Raw genomic sequence first — 17,607 nt, forward strand, 5'->3', positions numbered from 1 at the left:
GTCCGCGAGATTGTGACCGACGGCGAGCACCGCCCACACAGCTCCGAACGTCGCGAGAGTCGCGACCTGCTCAACGCTCGTCATCGGGCACCGCCAGCAGCAGCGTTAGTGCAGAGAAGATCCAGGAGGTTGCGGGCACCGGGGTGTGGCCGTAGACCACGGCGGCGCGGCCCCGGTAGTCCTCGGCCCACGGGTAGCGCACGGGCAGCCCGAACTCGTCGGTCTCCCCGGTGGTGTCCCCGTACAGCGCGTGCGAGCGGACCCGGCCGGAGGTGCGGCCGTGGTACTTCTCGGGCAGGCCCGCGTGGCAGACCACCAGCTTGCCCTCGTCCAGAACGTAGTGGCTGACCAGCCCGTCGATGAACTCGCGCACCTGTCCCCGGAACTCGGGGTGTTCGGCGTCCTCGCGCTCCAGCTGCTCGACGGTCTCGGCCAGCCCGTACGTGAGCTGGACCTTGCGGCCCGCGAGATATCGGCCGAGCTTGTTCTCGTGGTTGCCCGGGACGCACAGGGCGTTGCCCGCCGAGACCATGGACATGACGCGGCGCAGCACGCCCGGACTGTCGGGGCCCCGGTCGACGAGGTCACCGACGAAGACGGCGGTGCGGCCCTCGGGGTGGGCGCCGTCCACGTAACCGAGCTTGCCGAGGAGGGTGTCCAGCTCGGAGCGGCAGCCGTGGATGTCGCCGATGATGTCGAACGGACCGGTGAGGTGGCGGAGGTCGTTGTAGCGGCGCTCCAGGACCACTTCGGCGCTCGAAGCCTCCTCCTCGCTGCGCAGGACGTGCACCTTGCGGAAGCCCTCGCGCTCCAGGCCGCGCAGGGAGCGCCGCAGCTCGCGGCGGTGCCGCTGGATGACGTGGCGCGGCATTCCGGCACGGTCGGGACGGGTCTCGTTGCGGGCGATGCAGACCTCTTCGGGGAGGTCGAGGACGATGGCGATGGGCAGGACGTCGTGCTTCCTGGCCAGCTGGACGAGCTGCTTGCGGCTCTCGGACTGGACGCTGGTGGCGTCGATGACGGTGAGCCGCCCGGCCTCCAGGCGCTTGCCCGCGATGTAGTGCAGCACGTCGAAGGCGTCGCGGCTGGCGCTCTGGTCGTTCTCGTCGTCGGCGACCAGGCCCCGGCAGAAGTCGGAGGAGATGACCTCGGTCGGCTTGAAGTGCTTGCGGGCGAACGTGGACTTGCCCGATCCGCTGGCGCCGATGAGGACGACGAGGGAGAGGTCGGTCACCGGCAGGGTTCGCGGGGCGCTGCCGCCGGTCGTGCGGATGGTGTCGGTGCTGTTGTTGTCGGTGGTGCTGCTGTTGTCGGTGGTGTCGCTGTTGTCGGTGGTGCTGTTGTTGTCGGTGGTGTCGCTGTTCATGCGGCCTTCCCCTCCTTCGTCTTCTCGGTCGCCGTGGTCCGGGTGAACACAGCCATCTGGGTCGGCGGCCCCACCTCGGGGTCGTCGGGGCCGACGGGCACGTACCGGACGGTGTATCCGTGCCGTCCGGCGACCTGCTCGGCCCAGTCGCGGAACTCCGCCCGGGTCCATTCGAAGCGGTGGTCACCATGCCGTGCGTGCCCCGCCGGGAGGGTCTCCCAGCGGACGTTGTACTCGACGTTCGGCGTGGTCACGAGCACCGTCCCCGGGCGGGCCGCGCCGAAGACCGCGTACTCCAGGGCGGGCAGCCGGGGCAGGTCCAGGTGCTCGACGACCTCGCTGAGCACGGCCGCGTCATAACCACCCAGCCGCTTGTCCGTGTAGGTGAGGGAGCCCTGCCTCAGGATGACCCGGTCCGCCTGGCGCTCCCCCATCCGGTCCAGCTTCAGCCGGCGCGAGGCGATCGTGAGGGCGCGCATCGAAACGTCGACGCCCACGATCTCGGTGAAGCGCACATCCTTCAGGAGCGCCTGAACCAACTGGCCCTGGCCGCAGCCGAGATCCAGGACCCGGCTCGCCCCGGCGGCACGCAGCGCGTCGAGGATCGCGGTGCGCCGCTGTTCGGCGAGCGGGACCGGCTTCTCCTCGGTGTCGGTGCCCTCGTCCACCGCGTTGTCGATGCTCTCCACTTCGAGGTCGTCCGACTCGGCAAGCCGGACCAGCTCCAGGGCCTGGTCGGCCTGGCGGGTGAGCCCCCAGCGGTGGGAGAGATAGCGCCGGGTGATCAGTGGCCGCTCGGGGTGGTCCGCCAGCCAGCCCTCTCCGGCCCGCAGCAGCTTGTCCACCTCGTCGGGCGCGACCCAGTAGTGCTTGGCGTCGTCCAGCACAGGCAGCAGGACGTATATCTGGCGCAGCGCGTCGGCGAGCCGCAACTCGCCCTCCAGCACCAACCGTACGTAGCGCGAGTCGCCCCACTCGGGGAACTGCTCGTCCAGCGGTACGGCCACGGCCTCGACCCGCGTCCAGCCGAGCGGCGCGAACAGCTTGTGCACCAGCTCGACGCCACCCCGGGCGGGCAGGGCGGGCACCTCGATCCGCAGCGGCAGGGGCTGCTCGGCCCGCTCGGGCATCGCCCGGCAGACCCCGCCCAGCGCGGACTTGAAGACGGCGGCGAGGGCGACCGACAGCAGCGAGGACGCCGCATAGGGGCGGTCATTGACATACTGTGCGAGCGCCGCGTCGGGCGCGCCGCCCCGCCCCTTGCCCTTGCCGCGCCGCACCAACGCCACCGGGTCCACCTCCAGCAGGAGTGCGGCCGTGCAGCGCTCGGCGGACGCCTCGGGGTAGAAGACGTGCGCGGGCCCGTGCGAGGTGGAGAACGTCTGCGCCTTGCCGGGATGCTTGTGCAGCAGGTAGCCCAGGTCGGTGGCGGGACGTTCAGGGGTGCCGGTCGTACCGATTGTCAGGAACACCTGTCCGAGTATGGTCGCCATCCCCTGGCCCCCACCAGGCATTTTCAGCGCTTCGGCAATGCTGCCAAGCGTCCTGCCAGCTCCGCGATCCGGTCCGGCCCCACCCGGCAGCAGCCTCCGACGAGCCGGGCCCCGGCCCTGGTCCAGGCCCGCACCCGCCCGGGGTCGAAGGTACTGCGCCCGGTCCATCCCCGCCCTGCCGCGTCCCAGCCCTCCCCGCTGTTCGGGTAGACCACGGCTGGCCTGCCCGTGACCGCGACCGCCTGCTCCACGGCCGCCTGCGCCTCCTCCGGCTCACAGCAGTTGACCCCGACCGCCAGCACCCGGTCCCGTCCGGCGGCCACCGCGAACGCCTCCTCCAGCGGCTGCCCGGCCCGGGTCCGCCCGCCCGCCACGCTGTAGGACAGCCAGAACGGCAGGCCGGTCTCCTCCGCCACCCGGACGAGCGCCTCGGCCTCGTCCGCGTCCGGCACCGTCTCCAGCGCCAGCGCGTCGGGCCCCGCCTCCGCCAGCGCCGCCACCCGGGGGCGGTGGAAGCGCTCCAGCTCTCGCACGCTCAGCCCGTAACGCCCCCGGTACTCGCTGCCGTCGGCGAGCATCGCCCCGTACGGCCCGACCGACGCGGCGACCCACATCCGCCGCCCGGTACCGGCTCGGCGTGCCGCGTCGGTGGCGCGCCGGGCCAGCTCCACGCTTCGGGCGAGCAGGACCCCGGCCCCGGCCCGGTCGATGCCGTACCGCCCGAACCCTTCGAAGGTGGCCTGGTAGCTGGCGGTGATGAGCACCTGCGCCCCGGCCCGGAGGTAGGCGAGGTGGGCGGCCTCGATCTGCTCCGGTGCGTCGGCCAGCAACCGGGCCGACCACAGTGCATCGGACAGATCGCAGCCCTGCGCCTCCAGCTGGTTGGAGAGCCCGCCGTCCAGCAGGACGGGCCCGGCGGCCAGCGCGTCGGCAAGCGCGTGCGTACGGCCGGTGCTCATGGCAACGCTCCTTCCGGTCGAGGTGAGGTGAGGGGAGGGCGGGACACAGCGACAGGAGGCGGGACAAGGCGACCTGAAGTGAGATGAGGCGGTGAGTCGGTGAGTCAGGTCAGTTGGGACTGGATCTGCGAGGAGATCAGTTCCAGATGGTCCAGGTCGGCCAGGTCGAGAACCTGGAGGTAGATCCGGGACGAGCCGATCGCGCCGTACCGGCCGATCTTGTCCACGACCTCGGCGGGCGAGCCGGCCAGCCCGTTCGCCTTGAGCTCCTCCACATCACGGCCGATGGCCGCCGCACGCCGGGCGACCTCGGCGTCGTCCTTGCCCGTGCAGACGACCAGCGCGTTGGAATACACCAGGTCGTCCGGCGCACGCCCGAACGCCTGCGCCGCGGCCCGGACCCGGCCGAACTGTTTCTCGCTGTCCTCCAGGGAGGCGAACGGGATGTTGAACTCGTCCGCGTACTGCGCGGCGAGGCGCGGGGTACGGGTCGCGCCGTGGCCGCCGATCAGGACGGGCACCTTGGCCTGCGCGGGCTTCGGCAGTGCGGGCGAGTCGGTGAGCTGGTAATACGTACCGTCGTAGGTGAAGGTCCTGCCGGTCTCCGTCGCCCACAGGCCGGTGATGATCGCCAACTGCTCCTCCAGGCGGCCGAACTTCTCCTTGGGGAAGGGGATGCCGTAGGCCTTGTGCTCCTCCTCGAACCAGCCTGCCCCCAGGCCCAGTTCGACTCGGCCGCCGGACATCTGGTCGACCTGCGCCACCTGGATGGCCAGCACTCCCGGCAGCCGGAACGTGCCGGCGGTCATCAGCGTGCCGAGCCGGATCCGCCGGGTCTCGCGCGCCAGTCCGGCCAGGGTGATCCAGGCGTCGGTCGGCCCGGGCAACCCGTCGCCGGAGCCCATGCGGAGGTAGTGGTCCGAGCGGTAGAAAGCGTCGAAGCCCAGGTCTTCGGTGGCCTTGGCGACGGTCAGCAGCGTGTCGTAGTCGGCCCCTTGCTGGGGCTCGGTGAAGATGCGAAGATCCATGCCTCCATCCTGCCCCTCCGGCGGCCGCTCCCCCTCACCAGCCCGGCCGGGCCTCCACGCTTCCTCCCCCTCTCAGGGCCCCGCCGCCGAGGGCGCGGGGCCGCGTATGCCGCCATACGGGCCATCGCGCTCCCTCTCCCGCTCCGCCAGCCGTCTCAGCATCCCGTGGACGCGGTCCAGTGATTCATCGGCCGCGTCCATGGCCTCGATGCACTGCCAGTAGAGGCCGTCCTCCCCCGTGTCGCACGCCACCCCCACGAGGGCGATCCCGGCCTCGCCGAGCAGAAGCGCGAGCCCGGCCAGGGCCTCCCGCACATCGGCGATCCCGGACAACTGCACGGCCCTGGCTCCGCCGGAGAGCATCCTCGGGTGGTCCAGTGCCGAGCAGCCGCTGCCGATCTCGCCAAGGGCCCGCGCCTCGCCCCGTAACTCCATCGGCCCGCCCAGCGCCAGACGACTGCCGACCGCCCGGGCCAGGGCCTGCGCCTGCCAGGCCTCCGCCATCACCTCCAGCGCACCCCGGCTGTCCGCCAGGGCCCGCCGCCCCGTCTCGATGAGTCGTACCGCTTCCATGACTTTCCCCCGTCCGTACGAAAACCCGCTCACCTCATCCATTACCCACAGTGAGGTAGATGGCACCGTAAGACCAGAGGAATTCGGAAATCTGTGGACACGAAGTCGATTGTGGATAACTCGATCACTCCGAAGAGTGACAATCGCGGGGGCCAGCAGGGCCGGTAGGACCGGTAGGACCGGTAGGTCCAGTAAGACCCGTAGGACCGGTAGGTCCAGTAGTGCCGGTACGTCCAGGGACGGGGAAACGATTCTCGTTCCGCTCGATCTTGGCCGCCAGGGCCGCTGTCACATCGATGCCCAACACCTCGCAGAACTGGAGGAGATAGGCGAGCACATCGGCGACCTCATCCGTGACCCGGTAGGCCGCTTCGGGGTCCCCCATGATCCCGGCCGACTGGTCGGGCGTCAGCCACTGGAAGATCTCCAGCAGTTCGGAGGCCTCGACACTCAGCGCGGCCGCCAGGTTCTTCGGGGTGTGGTACTGCTCCCAGTCCCGCGCCGCCGCGAACGCGGCCAGCCGCCGCTGGAGTTCTGCCACATCGGTTTCTGTCACGGCCCCAGGTCTATCACCGGCCACCGACAGCGAAGGAACGTGCGGCCGGGGGCGGCGTTCCGGTCAGTACCGGAGGCCGCCCCGGCTGCCGCCTACGACTGGGCGAGCCCCGCGGGCGTGACTCCCTCGACCTCCATGCCGACCGGCGCGAGCAGGAAGACATTGCGGTCGACGCGGTGCATGCCGCTGCCGAGACCGAAGACCACACCGCTGCTGAAGTCGAGAATCCGCTTCGCCACGTCCGATTCCGCCGCTGTCAGATCGAGCAGCACCGGGACCTGGGCCACCAGATACTCGGCGACCTCGCGGGCGTCCGCGAAGACCTGCACCCGCAGGACGACGAGGCGTCGCTGTTCGACGGCCCGCTCGCCCGGGACGGTGCGGTGGTCGATCCGGGATGGCCACTCGTCGCGACCGCGCAACGGGACGACCTGGGCGAGCCCTTCCCACTGTTCGTCGGTGGCGTCGTATCTGTCATACCTGTCGTACCTGCTCACAGGGCCACCCCGTCCGTACGCCGGTTGGGTTCGCGCCGGCTGCGCTCACTGTTCATCGGGCAATCCTCTCGTCCCTCACCCGTTCGGCGTACCAACGACACGGCGAAGCGGCAATCCGCGTCGATCCACGCCTGCCTCGGGCCGTCCCGGGCCGTCCCGGGCCGTCTCCGGCGGTTCTCGGTCCGCCTCCGGCGTTGAACCCACCTCCGGCCACTCCCGGTCCACCTCCGGCCGTCTTCGCCCGTCCCGCGACCGTCCGACCGTCTCCATCCGCCCTCGGTCGTCAGACCGTAACGACCTGGACCCCCGCCTCGCCGAACCGCTCCCGTGCCTCCGCCGAGATGTTGGAGTCGGTGACCAGCACATCGACCAGACCCAGGTCGCAGACCCGGGCGAAGGCCCTCTTGCCGATCTTCGAGGAGTCGGCCGCGACCACCACCCGCTGGGCCCGCTCCGCGAGGAGCCGGTTGACGCTAGCCTCGCCCTCGTGGTGGACGTACGCGCCGCGTTCGATGTCGATGGCGTTCACCCCGAGGACCGCGACGTCGAGCGTGATCTCGTTCATCACGCCGACGGCCAGCGGCCCCGTCAGTTCGTACGACTGCGGCCGCGCCACTCCGCCCGTGACGACCATCTTGATCTGCGGCCGGATGGCCAGCTCACTCGCGATGTTGAGCGCGTTCGTCACCACGGTCAGCGTCGGCTGGCCGCCCGCCGGTGCCGGCTCGCCCACGATGTCCGGACGCACGGCCAGCGCCCTGGCCACCTCGGTCACCGTCGTACCGCCGGTCAGACCGACCACTTCGCCGACGGCGACCAAGCCGGAGACCGCTCGGCCGATGGCCTGCTTCTCCGGGGCGTGGCGGCCCGTTTTGTAGCGCAGCGCCAGTTCGTAGGAGACCCCGTGCGCGACCGCACCGCCCCTGGTGCGGGTGAGCAGGTGCTGTTCGGCAAGCTGGTCCAGGTCACGGCGGATGGTCGCGGCCGAGACGGCGAGCGCCGCCGCCGCCTCCTCGACATCCACCCTGCCGTGTTTGCCGACCAGTTCCAGCAGCGCGTCCCACCGGGCGTCTCTGGACAAGAGTCTCTCCTCACCGTCCGGCGTGGGCACCGCGTTTCGCGGGAACGCGGTCGCCGGTGGCCGGACAGCGGCAAGCGTCGCACAGGCCGGGCGGGGGTCCGTCTCCGGCCCGCCCTCCCCCCTCCCCTCCCAGGACCTCCACCGCTCCCTCCCTGGTCCTTCCAGGTTCTTCCAGGCCCTTGCCCGCGCCCAGTTTGCTTGTTCTTGCTCGATTACTGGATGTAACGTGCAGGATTCAACATGAAGACTTCATTCATCTCCTTCCCGTGGGGTGCAGACGTGTCGTATGCCGAGATCGAGACAGCCAGTCAGCCCGCCTGCTGGCAGCGTGCCGCCGCGCTGGCGGACGGCCCCGCGGCGGCCGCCCTGCCCGCCCCTGGCGAGCGGATCGCCGTCGTCGGCTGCGGGACCTCCTTCTACATGGCGCAGTCCTACGCCGCGCTCCGCGAGAGCGCGGGCCAGGGCGAGTCGGACGCCTTCGCCGCCTCGGAGTTCCCGCCCGGCCGCACCTACGACCGGGTCGTCGCGCTGACCCGGTCGGGGACCACGACCGAGGTCCTGGCGCTGCTGAAGCGGCTGCGCGGCACGTCCCGCACGGTGGCCGTCACCGCCGATCCGCGAACACCGGTCGAGGCGGCTGCCGACGAGCTCGTGGTCCTCGACTTCGCCGACGAACGGTCCGTCGTGCAGACCCGGTTCGCCACCTCGGCGCTCACCCTGCTGCGGGCCCACCTCGGCCTGCACTCCGACGATGTGGTCCGCGACGCCGCGAGGGCGCTCGCCGAGCCGCTGCCCGAAGGGCTGCTGGAGAGCACCCAGTTCTCCTTCCTCGGCCGCGGGTGGACGATCGGCCTGGCCCATGAGGCGGCGCTGAAGATGAAGGAGGCGTCGTTGTCCTGGACGGAGTCCTACCCGGCGATGGAGTACCGCCACGGCCCGATCAGCATCGCCACCGCGACCACCGCGACCTGGATGTTCGGCGAAGCCCCCGAGGGCCTGCCGGAGCAGGTACGGGCGACGGGCGCCCGGTGGGTGGAGAGCGGTGGCCTCGACCCGCTGGCCGAGCTCGTCCGCGTACAGCGGCTGGCCCTCGCCCGGGCGGCGGCAGGGGGGCTCGACCCAGATCTGCCGCGCCACCTGACCCGCTCGGTGGTCCTCGACGGGGCCTGAGGGATCATGGACGGGTAGGACGCGGTCGACCTCCGCGCTCCCCGCCCGCCACTCCGGAGAGCCCCCCCTATGCACCTCGCTCTGTCAGTCGCCGCCGAGGAGCCGCAGGGGGGCATCGCGGGCTGGGCCGCAGGGCTGGTCGAGGCGTTCGGCGGCCCCGGTGCCGGTCTGGCCATCGCCCTGGAGAACCTGTTCCCACCGCTGCCCAGCGAGGTCATCCTGCCGCTGACCGGGTTCGCCGTTTCGCAGGGCGTGCTGAGTCTGGCCTCCGCCCTGTTCTGGACGACGCTCGGCTCGGTCGTCGGAGCGGTGGCGCTGTACGGGATCGGGGCCGCCTTCGGCCGGGAGCGGATGCATGCCCTCTGGGCGAAGCTGCCACTGGTCAAGGCCTCCGACCTGGTGCGGACGGAGGAGTGGTTCGCCCGGCACGGCACCAAGGCGGTCCTCCTGGGCCGTATGGTGCCGGTCTTCCGGAGCCTGATCTCCGTGCCGGCGGGCGTGGAGCGCATGCCGCTGCCGACCTTCGCCGCACTGACGACGGCGGGCAGTCTGGTGTGGAACACCGTGCTGGTGATGGCCGGTTACCTGCTCGGGGACCGGTGGGAAACGGTCGGCGCGTACGTCGGTGTCGTGAGCAAGGTCGTGCTGGGGCTGGCCGCGGTCGCCCTGGTCGTTTACATCGCGGTGCGCGTCCGGAACCGCGGCAGCGGCGGGCGGCACCGTCGCGGATGACGCACGGCGGTGCCGCCCCACGGCCGATGCAGCGGCCCGCACCGGGTCAGGCCGGGACGGCCGCCCTCCAAGCTGACGCCCACCTCGAAGCTCAGGACTCCTCCAAGCTCAGGACTCCTCGAAGTAGGCGTCCAGGACGGTGTCCAGTTCAGCCGGCCAGGTCTTGAGCTCCGCCCGGCTCGCCGCCTCGACCTCGGCGTTGAACCAGCGACGGCTCGACAGGTGGACGGTCACGGTGAACCGGCGGCCGAAGCGGGCCGGGGTGGTCGCCACCGCGCCGATCTCGTCCCAGTCGAACTCGGCCTCCTGGTCGTCCAGCCGGAACCGGATGCCCTCCCGGGCCACCCGGATCGAGCCCCGGCGGTCGCTGACCTCGAAGACCGGGCCCTCCTCGGCCCCGTCCTCGCCTTCTCCCTCTGCCGCTTCTTCTCCCTTTGCCGCCGCTTCCTCGGCCGTCGCTTCCCGTTCTGCTTCCGCTTCGGATTCCGCTTCCTCGGCCGCACCGGCCTCCGGGGCTTCCACCGCGTCGGACGCACCGTCAGGGGCCGCTTCCACCTCCGGCTTCCGGATGGCGGCGGGTGCGGCCAGGCCGGGAAGGGGGATGAACGCCGGGTCGGTGCCTGCGGCGAACTCGGGCTTCTCGTTCGAATCTATGCTCTGCTCCACGGCGGGCAGTATGGTCGACGAACCTGTACGTGACCAGTCGGGGCCGTCCCCGGCGGACCGGACCATCAGAGCACGCCCCTGCGCCACTCCCGGATCAGCAGATAGCCGAGATACGCGCCGCCGATCGCCATGGTGTAGATCCCGACCGGCAGGTCGTCGAAGAGCGACAGCTGCTGGGAGCAGAGGTCGGCCAGCACCAGCAGCAGACCGCCGGTCAGGGCCGAGAGCAGCAGGTGCGGCCCGGAAGCGCGGGTGAGTCGTCTGGCGATCTGAGGCGCGGTCAGGGCGATGAAGGCAATGGGGCCGGAGACGCTGACGGCCGCGGCGGAGAGCGCGACGGCGAGGACCACGGCCAGTGTCTTGGCCTTCTTCGGCTCGGAGCCGAGGCCTTCGGCGATGTCGTCGCCCATCTCGCCGATGTCGAGCCGCCGGGAGATCAGCGCGGCCAGCGGGGCGGCCGCCAGCAGGACCAGCCAGATCGTGCCGGCGTCGGTCCAGGAGCGGGCGGTCAAGCTGCCGTTGACGTAGGCGGTGAGGACGGAGGCCTTGTCGCGCTCCAGGGAGTAGACGACGTACTGGGTGATGGCCGAGCCCATCGCCGCGACGCCGATCCCGGCGATGACGAGCCGGGCGGGGTTGCGGAAGCCGGTGCCGGTGGAGACGTACACGAGGGTCATCGCGAGGACCGCGCCGATGAGCGCGCCGACGGCGACCGGGACCGTGTCGGGGAACATCAGCGCGCAGGTCGCGGCGCCCGCGCCGGCTCCGGCGGAAAGCCCGATGACGTCGGGGCTGCCGAGCGGGTTGCGGGTGACGGACTGGAAGAGCGCGCCGGAGAGGCCGAGGGCCGCGCCGACCCCGATGGCGACGGTGAGGCGGGGGCCGCGCAGCCGGTTGAAGACGAAGCGGTCCTTGCCCTCGGCGTTGCCGAGCAGGGCGGCGGGCAGGTCCGCGAGGTCGACGCCGAGGCGACCCCAGGTCAGGGTGGTGACGGCGGCCGCGAGCAGGAGGACGAAGAGCCCGGCGGCCGCGAGGATTGAGGCGCGGCGCACGGGTATCGCGACGGTGCGGCCGACGACCAGGTAGCCGCGGGGGGTCGGGCGGGCCTTGCGGAGGGGCGCGGTCCGGTCGGTGACGATCATGTCGTGCTCCTCATCCTGCGTACGGCAATGAGCAGCGCGGGTGCGCCGATGAACGCGGTGACGACGCCGACCATGAGCTCGGTGGGGCGCATCACGACCCGGCCCACCACGTCTGCCAGGAGCAGGAGGGTGGGGCCCAGCAGGGCGGAGAAGAGGATCTGGACGCGGAATTCGACGCCGACCAGGGCCCGTACGACGTGCGGGACGGCGAGGCCGACGAAGGCGATCGGACCGACGGCGGCGGTCGCCGCCGCGCTGAGCAGGGTGGCGGCGAGCAGTCCGCCGCCCCTGGTGCGTCCCGGGTGCGAGCCGAGGGCGACGGCGCTCGCGTCGCCGAGGGCCAGGGCGTTGAGGCCGGGGCCGAGGGCCAGGGCAAGCAGGAAGCCGACGGCGGCGAAGGGGAGGACGGACCAGAAGACCTCGAAGTCCCGGCCGCCGAGCGCCCCGACGACCCAGTAGCGGTAGCTGTCGAACACCTGCGGCTTGCTGAGGGTCACCGCCTGGATGAACGCCATCAGTACGGCGGTGAGCACCGCTCCGGCGAGCACCAGGCGCACCACGCTCGTCCCCGTACCGGCGGAGCCGATCACATGGACGAGCACTCCGGCCAGCAGGGCTCCGGGCAGCGCCCACCACATGGTGTCGGTGGCTCCGGAGGCCCCGAGCCAGGCCGTCGCGGCGACGATGCTCGCGGAGGCTCCAGCGTTGATGCCGAGGAGTCCGGGTTCGGCCAGCGGGTTGCGCGAGACGCCCTGCATGAGGGTGCCCGCGACCGCGAGGCTCAGTCCGGCGAGGACGCCGAGGACGGTTCTGGGGTACCGGCTCTCGATGATGACGGTGACGTTCGGGTCGGCGGTGCCCCGCAGGACGCCGAGGACTTCGCCGAACGAGGTGCTGCGGCTGCCGAACATGACGCTTGCGCAGAGCGCGAGTGCCAGCGCGGCGACCGCTGCGAGCAGGAGGAACGCCAGTCGAGCGGCGCCGGTACGGGAGGTACCGGCGCCGCTCGGCGGTGCGACCGTGGTGGTAGGCATGAGAGTGAAGTGTGCCTTGTGGCCTCGGTGGATCGGATACCCGGACGGGGTTACTTGCCGGCCTTCTTGATGGCCTCGTCGATCAGCGGCAGGTAACGGTCGATCGTCCACGGCACGGTCAGCGGGTTGATGATCGAGGAGGCGGTGACGAAGGAGTTGTCGTTGCTCGCGACGACGGCGCCCTTCTTGATCGCGGGGATCGCGCCGTACAGCTTCTGGCCCTCGATCTCCTTGCGGTTCTTCTCGTCCGTGTAGAACGTGAAGATCAGGTCACTGTCCTTCAGCTTCTCGGCGTTCTCCAGGCCGATGAGGGCCGAATCGGTGCCGGGGGTCTCCTTGAAGCTGTTGACGACCGGGTCGGCCTTCAGGCCGAGCGACGAGACCATCTTGACGCGCTGCTCCTCGGGCTTGAAGACGCCGAGGGTGCCGGGGCCGGAGTTGTAGATGTACGAGAAGGTGACGTCCTTGTAGTTCGGCCGGGTGGCCGCGGCGTCGGCGAGCTGCTTCTCGATCTTCGTCTTGAGGCCGTCGGTGTCCTCCGTCCGGCCCAGCGCCTTGCCGATGATGTCGATCTGCTGGTCCCAGTCGGTGCTCCACGCCTGGTCCGGGTAGGCGACCGTGGGGGCGATGTCCTTGAGGACGTCGTACTGCTTCTGCGTGAGGCCCGACCAGGGGGCGAGGATGACGTCGGGCTCAAGCTCGGTGATCGCTTCGAAGTCGATCTCCTCGCCGCCGGCGAACTGCTTGGGCAGCTTGTCGCCGGACTTCTTCACGGCTTCGTTGATCCAGGGGAGGTAGCCGGACTCGTCGCTGCCCCACGGGTAGCTCTCGATGCCGACCGGGGTCTGGCCGAGGGCTATCGCGGTCTCGGCGGAGCCCTGGCCGAGGGTGACGATGCGTTCGGGCTTCTCCTCGATCTTCGCGGTGCCGAGCGAGCTCTTGATCGAGACGGGGAAGGCGCCGCCGCTCTTCGCCGTGCCCTTGGCTCCGTCCTTGTCCTTGTCGCTGCCGCTGTCCGATGAGCAGCCGGTCAGGGCGACGGCGAGAGCGACGGCGGTGGCCGAAGCGGCGAGGGTGTGGCGACGCACGCGGGTGGAGCCGAGCATGGAGGGTCCTCAGGTTGACCGAACGGGTGAAAGTTAGGCAAGCCTAAGCTAGAGGATTCGCCACTTCCAACAGACCCCCCCTCCAAACCCTCTCCAGCCCCCTCCCGCAGTCCGCCCGTCAGTGCTCGTGCGGGGCGGACTCGCCGCCCTCCGAGGCCGGATTCCCGGCGGCGGCCTCCCCGGCGTGGACGGTGAAGGCGGCCGTACGGACCTTGCCCTCGTGCCGGAAGTCGAGGAAGAGGCGGTAGGTACCCTTGCTCGGGGCCGTCACGGTGAAGGAGATCTCCGGGCCCGGCTTCGTCCTGCCGTCGCCCGGCCCTCCGTTCGGGTGGACGTGCAGATGGGCGAGGTCGCCGGAGCGCAGGGCCACGAGATGCCCGAACGCACCGAGGTGGGGCTGGAGGTCGGTGACAGGCTTGCCGCCCTTCTCGACGTTGAGCTTCAGCTCGCCGCCCGCCCCCGGGCGCAGGACGCCGTCGAGGGTGACCTCGTACCCGTCGACGGTCACCGCCTTCTCGGCACGCGGCAGCGGTTCGGGCCGCGCGTCGCCCGCGACGGAGAGGTCCGCGCCGAGGGTGAGGCTCTCGGCCTTCTTCACGTCCGGGGTGAAGTCGGCGAAGACGCGGTAGCCGCCGGCCTCCGGCAGCTCGACGGGCGCGGACCAGGTGCCGTCGGCGGCCCGGACCGGGTACAGGTGCCGGCAGGTCGTCAGGTCGTTCGACGCGACGATCAGGCGCAGCTCCTTGCCGTGCTCGCGGCGGAACGCGGTCACGTTCCGGGAGGTGGCCTCATCCACGACGGCGAAGCGCAGCTCGGCCTCCTTGCCCGCCTCGACCCTCGGCGTCCTGAGATCGAGGGCGAAGCCGTCCTCGGAGATCCGCAACCCGCCCGGGAGCTCGGCCGCCTCCCGCTTCTCCTCCTGAGCCCCTTCACCCTTCGGCGGCTCCTTCACGCCGTGGGCCTCGCCGTGCGGGGACTGCCCCTTCCCGGCGATCGCGGGGTCCAGCGCGCTGCCCACCGCGTACGCCGTCCCGAAGGTCGCCGCGAGCGCCGCCGCGAAGGCCGTGATCTTGAACCCGGTATTCATGACCCACTCCCTCGTCGAGGCCGCTGGGTCGCTACCACACCTCCGACAATACCCCCTGGGGGTATGAGGTCAAACGGGGTCGAGCTTTGCCGACTGCCAACTGCGCCGACGGGATCGAGTCCGCCCTCGTGGTCGAGGTCGAGATCGGTACGGGCCCGGGCACAGTCACCACCGGGGGCGCGACCGATGACGGCCTGATCGCCCGGACCGTCGACGAGGCGGGCTGCGACTGCACGGGCCGCGCCTGACACCACCGCCCGCCGCCGCCCGCCGGACCCCGACCTCCGGCCGCGCCGCGCCGCTACTGACGCCGCTACCGAGGTACGCCGTTGCTGGCGTGTACGGGCGTGCGTCGCTACGGTCGCGCGTGGTCAATGGCCCACGTCGTTACCGGCGTACGTCGTCACTGGCGTACGTCGCTACCGACGTCCCGCCAGCGCGCGCAGCAGGGTGTCCGTCTGATCGTCCATCGGGAAGAACGACTCCACCGCGAGCTCCGAGAGGGTCACGTCGGCGGGGGCTCCGAAGGTGGCGATCGCGCTGAGGAACGCCATGTCGCCGAGCGGTGTACGGATGCGCAGCGGGACGACGATGCCCGTCGGGTCGACCGGGCCGAGGTCAGAGTCGAGGTCCGGCGGGTCCGGGTAGCCGGACACCTCCTCGTAGAGCTCCCGCAGGTCGCGGTGGCCAGTGGTGTTGACCTGGTGCTTCAGCCTGCCGAGGGCGTGGGCGCGGACCTGGGCGAAGTTCAGGCACCGGGAGGCCAGTCCCTCAGGGTGGAGGATCAGGCGCATCACGTTGCCCCCGGACTCCGTCAGATGCGGTGGCACGACACCGAGCAGGAGGTTCATCGCGTCGTTGCTCGCGACGATGTTCCAGATCCGGTCGATCGCGACGGCCGGGAAGGGCTCGTGCCCCGTCAGCATCACCTTCACCGCGGACCGGACCATCGTCATGCGCTCGCTGTCGAGCGGCGACTCCCGGTAGGCGGGGGCGTAACCAGCCGCCAGTAGAAGGCCGTTGCGGTCACGCAGGGGGATGTCGAGATGCTCGGCAAGCCGCAGGACCATCTCCCGGCCGGGGCGGGCCCGGCCGTTCTCCACGTAGGAGAGGTGCCGGGTCGAGGAGCCTGCCCTCAGCGCGAGATCGAGCTGACTGAGCCCCCTGCGTCGCCGCCACTCGCGGAGCAACAGGCCTACGCGCGGCCCCTCGTCGGTGTCCATGGCCCCCACCGTATCCATGACCTGGGAGGTCATGGAGTCGGGGCAAGGCCCATGACACGGTGTCATCACCCCACCGAACGAAGGAGATCCGTGATGACCCACACCCCTTCGCCTTCCGCCGCACCCTCATCCGCGCCCGCACCCGCATCGACACCCGCCTCCGCCTCCGCGGGGGCCGTACGGGACTCCGCACGGTTTCTGCGCCTGGTGCTGCGTGTCGACAGTGCGAGCACCGCCGTGATGGGTGTGGTGTTGATCGCCGCCGCTGCGCCGTTGGGCTCCGCGACCGGGATGCCGGTGGCCTTCGCCGTGGCGTTCGGCATCTTCCAGATGGGCGGGGCGGCCTCGCTCGCGCTGATCGCGGGCTACCCGGTGATCCCGCCCGCCCTGGCCCTGACCGTCGTCGCCGTGAACGGGCTGTGCGCCGTCGGCTGCGTCGTGACGGCCTTCGCGGACTTCGTACCGCTGACCGGGTTCGGGGTCGTCTTCATGCTGATCGGCGCCCTGATCGTGACAGTCTGCACCGCACTCCAGTACGCCGGGCTGCGGCGGATGACGGCCGCCGCCCGGGCCTGACGGAGCGGGGCCCACTCAGGCCACTCAGGCTGCTCAGGCCACTCAGGAGCGACGCAGGGTGAGCGCGCTGCGCTTCTCCGGCTGCGGGCGGCTGGCCCACAGGGTCCGTACATGCTCCAGATGGTGGCGCATCAAGGCCTCGGCCGCCCCCGCGTCCTTCGCGATCATGAGATCAAGCAGCGTCACGTGCTCCTCGGCGGAGTCGACGAGCACCCCGGCCTCGTCGAGTTCGGTGAGGCCGTAGAGCCGGGACCGCTTGCGCAGATCGCTGACGACCGAGACGAGGTGGCGGTTCCCGCCGAGGGCCAGCAGGTCGAGGTGGAAGCGGCGGTCGGCGTCAAGGTAGCCGATGAGGTCGTGGCCCCGGGCCGCCGCGACGATGGCCTCGGCGCCCGGGCGCAGGGCTTCGAGCTGCTCCCGCGTGGCGGCGCGGACCACCTTTCCGACGGTGGGCACCTCGATGAGCGTACGGATCTCCGTGTACTCGTCGAGGTCCTGCTCGGTCATCTCCGTCACCCGGAAGCCTTTGTTCCGTACGGCTTCGACCAGGCCCTCGCGGGCGAGGTCGAGCATCGCCTCGCGGACCGGGGTGGGCGACACGCCGAACTCCGCCGCGAGGGCCGGTGCCGAATAGACGCCGCCCGGCTTGATCTCCCCGGCGATCAGCGCGGCGCGCAGGGCGTGGGCCACCTGGTCGCGGAGGTTCTCGGTGGGCGACACCAGCTTGCGCGACTGCAAGGTGACCACGGCATCCTCCGGGGCGCGGGACGCGAACTTCGCGACGAGCGATCAGTGCAATATCACGTTACCCCAGCGGGCTTCGCCCGCGGCCGCCCGGTCCCAGCGGAATCCTGCCGGTCACAGCAGAAACCCCGCCGGGAACGGACCGCCCCCGCTCATCGCGGCGTGGCCGCGCGGTTCGTACATCAGCCAGGTGCGCAGGTCGTCGAGGTGCTCCTGGAAGTAGGTGAGCCGGTCGGCCTTGCTGGACCCCCGGATACGGTCCCGATGCCGCCGGTGACGACACGGGTCGGCATGCCCTCGGTGCGGGAGTCGACGGCGTGGACGGTACGACGGCTGCGCACAGCGCTGCTCGCCTTCGCGACTTGTGGACGTGGTGGCGGCTGAACGAGGGCGGGGACGGACGGGAGCGGGAGTCGGCATCAGCGTCAACGCCCGCTCCCGCTCCCGCTCCCGCAACAGACTCCGCGGTTCGGGGCCTTCCGCGACCACGAGTCCGCTCTTGCACTCGAACTCGGTCTCCGGAGGCAGCTCTTGGGCGAGTTCCCCTCCCCCAGAGGCGGAGCAAGAAGCCGAC

Annotated in this window: 18 protein-coding genes and 2 pseudogenes; 4 read left to right on the top strand and 16 right to left on the bottom strand. The window is 71.0% G+C overall.

The window, feature by feature from the left end:
- Positions 1–100 precede the first annotated feature (100 nt).
- The 8 genes and pseudogenes from CIB93_RS31740 to CIB93_RS31780 all read right to left on the bottom strand — a co-directional run.
- A pseudogene (locus CIB93_RS31740) lies at positions 101–1,366 on the bottom strand (AAA family ATPase); the annotation flags it as partial.
- Complete coding sequence (locus tag CIB93_RS31745; protein WP_096631958.1) at positions 1,363–2,838, bottom strand: 3' terminal RNA ribose 2'-O-methyltransferase Hen1; 1,476 nt, start codon at positions 2,836–2,838, stop codon at positions 1,363–1,365. The gene CIB93_RS31745 and the pseudogene CIB93_RS31740, both read right to left, overlap by 4 nt.
- 44 nt (positions 2,839–2,882) lie before the next feature.
- Entirely contained in the window at positions 2,883–3,818 is a 936-nt protein-coding gene (mmuM, locus tag CIB93_RS31750) for a homocysteine S-methyltransferase (protein ID WP_096631928.1), read from the bottom strand.
- A 104-nt stretch (positions 3,819–3,922) separates the two neighbouring features.
- Positions 3,923–4,846, bottom strand: coding sequence for an LLM class F420-dependent oxidoreductase (locus CIB93_RS31755; protein WP_096631930.1), 924 nt, complete (start codon positions 4,844–4,846; stop codon positions 3,923–3,925).
- Positions 4,847–4,918: 72 nt separating this feature from the next.
- The gene (locus tag CIB93_RS31760) at positions 4,919–5,419 is read right to left on the bottom strand and encodes a DUF6099 family protein (protein ID WP_096631931.1); all 501 of its coding nucleotides are present in this window, start codon (positions 5,417–5,419) and stop codon (positions 4,919–4,921) included.
- A 124-nt stretch (positions 5,420–5,543) separates the two neighbouring features.
- Complete coding sequence (locus CIB93_RS31770; RefSeq protein WP_257002450.1) at positions 5,544–5,975, bottom strand: nucleotide pyrophosphohydrolase; 432 nt, start codon at positions 5,973–5,975, stop codon at positions 5,544–5,546.
- 92 nt (positions 5,976–6,067) lie between these two features.
- Complete coding sequence (locus CIB93_RS31775; RefSeq protein ID WP_096631933.1) at positions 6,068–6,472, bottom strand: cell division protein SepF; 405 nt, start codon at positions 6,470–6,472, stop codon at positions 6,068–6,070.
- Positions 6,473–6,755: 283 nt separating this feature from the next.
- A complete protein-coding gene (locus tag CIB93_RS31780) occupies positions 6,756–7,553 on the bottom strand; it encodes a DeoR/GlpR family DNA-binding transcription regulator (protein WP_096631934.1) in 798 nt (265 codons plus the stop codon).
- Between the two features lie 279 nt (positions 7,554–7,832).
- Here CIB93_RS31780 and CIB93_RS31785 point away from each other — a divergent pair, with 279 nt between their 5' ends.
- Together CIB93_RS31785 and CIB93_RS31790 are read left to right on the top strand one after the other, a co-directional pair.
- A complete protein-coding gene (locus CIB93_RS31785) occupies positions 7,833–8,723 on the top strand; it encodes an SIS domain-containing protein (RefSeq protein WP_096631959.1) in 891 nt (296 codons plus the stop codon).
- A 69-nt stretch (positions 8,724–8,792) separates the two neighbouring features.
- Positions 8,793–9,455 carry a DedA family protein gene (locus CIB93_RS31790; RefSeq protein ID WP_096631936.1) on the top strand — a complete coding sequence of 221 codons (663 nt, stop codon included), beginning with the start codon at positions 8,793–8,795 and terminating at the stop codon, positions 9,453–9,455.
- Between the two features lie 108 nt (positions 9,456–9,563).
- On the opposite strand, the gene CIB93_RS31795 is transcribed toward CIB93_RS31790, so the two are convergent.
- From CIB93_RS31795 to CIB93_RS31815, 5 genes are all read right to left on the bottom strand, one after another.
- Positions 9,564–10,121, bottom strand: coding sequence for a hypothetical protein (locus CIB93_RS31795; protein ID WP_096631961.1), 558 nt, complete (start codon positions 10,119–10,121; stop codon positions 9,564–9,566).
- Positions 10,122–10,186: 65 nt separating this feature from the next.
- Positions 10,187–11,263: an iron chelate uptake ABC transporter family permease subunit gene (locus tag CIB93_RS31800; RefSeq protein WP_096631937.1), complete on the bottom strand. Its 1,077-nt coding sequence runs from the start codon at positions 11,261–11,263 to the stop codon at positions 10,187–10,189.
- Entirely contained in the window at positions 11,260–12,297 is a 1,038-nt protein-coding gene (locus CIB93_RS31805) for an iron ABC transporter permease (protein ID WP_096631939.1), read from the bottom strand. Before CIB93_RS31805 ends, CIB93_RS31800 begins: the two co-directional genes overlap by 4 nt.
- Before the next feature lie 50 nt (positions 12,298–12,347).
- Entirely contained in the window at positions 12,348–13,403 is a 1,056-nt protein-coding gene (locus CIB93_RS31810) for an iron-siderophore ABC transporter substrate-binding protein (RefSeq protein ID WP_096631940.1), read from the bottom strand.
- Between the two features lie 118 nt (positions 13,404–13,521).
- Positions 13,522–14,490, bottom strand: a complete 969-nt coding sequence (locus tag CIB93_RS31815; RefSeq protein WP_096631942.1) for a hypothetical protein — start codon at positions 14,488–14,490, stop codon at positions 13,522–13,524.
- Between the two features lie 86 nt (positions 14,491–14,576).
- On the opposite strand from CIB93_RS31815, the gene CIB93_RS38220 reads away from it, so the two are divergent.
- On the top strand, positions 14,577–14,738 hold the full coding sequence (locus CIB93_RS38220; protein ID WP_179500317.1) for a hypothetical protein: 162 nt from the start codon (positions 14,577–14,579) through the stop codon (positions 14,736–14,738).
- Between the two features lie 171 nt (positions 14,739–14,909).
- Here the strand turns inward: CIB93_RS38220 and CIB93_RS31820 are convergent, their stop codons facing one another.
- Complete coding sequence (locus CIB93_RS31820; protein ID WP_096631963.1) at positions 14,910–15,713, bottom strand: helix-turn-helix transcriptional regulator; 804 nt, start codon at positions 15,711–15,713, stop codon at positions 14,910–14,912.
- A gap of 93 nt (positions 15,714–15,806) precedes the next feature.
- On the opposite strand from CIB93_RS31820, the gene CIB93_RS31825 reads away from it, so the two are divergent.
- Positions 15,807–16,289, top strand: a complete 483-nt coding sequence (locus CIB93_RS31825; RefSeq protein WP_257002451.1) for a hypothetical protein — start codon at positions 15,807–15,809, stop codon at positions 16,287–16,289.
- A gap of 42 nt (positions 16,290–16,331) precedes the next feature.
- Here CIB93_RS31825 and CIB93_RS31830 read toward each other — a convergent pair whose 3' ends face one another.
- Both CIB93_RS31830 and CIB93_RS31835 read right to left on the bottom strand, forming a co-directional pair.
- Positions 16,332–17,036 (bottom strand): GntR family transcriptional regulator, encoded by a 705-nt coding sequence (locus CIB93_RS31830; RefSeq protein WP_096631943.1) that lies wholly within the window; start codon positions 17,034–17,036, stop codon positions 16,332–16,334.
- Positions 17,037–17,180: 144 nt separating this feature from the next.
- Positions 17,181–17,374: pseudogene (locus CIB93_RS31835) on the bottom strand (proline racemase family protein); the annotation flags it as partial.
- Between the last annotated feature and the right edge of the window lie 233 nt (positions 17,375–17,607).

It is taken from the genome of Streptomyces sp. WZ.A104 (assembly GCF_002382885.1).
Lineage (GTDB): Bacteria > Actinomycetota > Actinomycetes > Streptomycetales > Streptomycetaceae > Streptomyces.

Bases quoted from the DNA above. Each gene is read 5' to 3' on its own strand.
- mmuM (WP_096631928.1), bottom strand. From the start codon at position 3,818: ATGAGCACCGGCCGTACGCACGCGCTTGCCGACGCGCTGGCCGCCGGG.
- CIB93_RS31755 (WP_096631930.1), bottom strand. From the start codon at position 4,846: ATGGATCTTCGCATCTTCACCGAGCCCCAGCAAGGGGCCGACTACGAC.
- CIB93_RS31760 (WP_096631931.1), bottom strand. From the start codon at position 5,419: ATGGAAGCGGTACGACTCATCGAGACGGGGCGGCGGGCCCTGGCGGAC.
- CIB93_RS31790 (WP_096631936.1), top strand. From the start codon at position 8,793: ATGCACCTCGCTCTGTCAGTCGCCGCCGAGGAGCCGCAGGGGGGCATC.
- CIB93_RS31800 (WP_096631937.1), bottom strand. From the start codon at position 11,263: ATGATCGTCACCGACCGGACCGCGCCCCTCCGCAAGGCCCGCCCGACC.
- CIB93_RS31805 (WP_096631939.1), bottom strand. From the start codon at position 12,297: ATGCCTACCACCACGGTCGCACCGCCGAGCGGCGCCGGTACCTCCCGT.
- CIB93_RS31810 (WP_096631940.1), bottom strand. From the start codon at position 13,403: ATGCTCGGCTCCACCCGCGTGCGTCGCCACACCCTCGCCGCTTCGGCC.
- CIB93_RS31815 (WP_096631942.1), bottom strand. From the start codon at position 14,490: ATGAATACCGGGTTCAAGATCACGGCCTTCGCGGCGGCGCTCGCGGCG.
- CIB93_RS31820 (WP_096631963.1), bottom strand. From the start codon at position 15,713: ATGGACACCGACGAGGGGCCGCGCGTAGGCCTGTTGCTCCGCGAGTGG.
- CIB93_RS31825 (WP_257002451.1), top strand. From the start codon at position 15,807: ATGACCCACACCCCTTCGCCTTCCGCCGCACCCTCATCCGCGCCCGCA.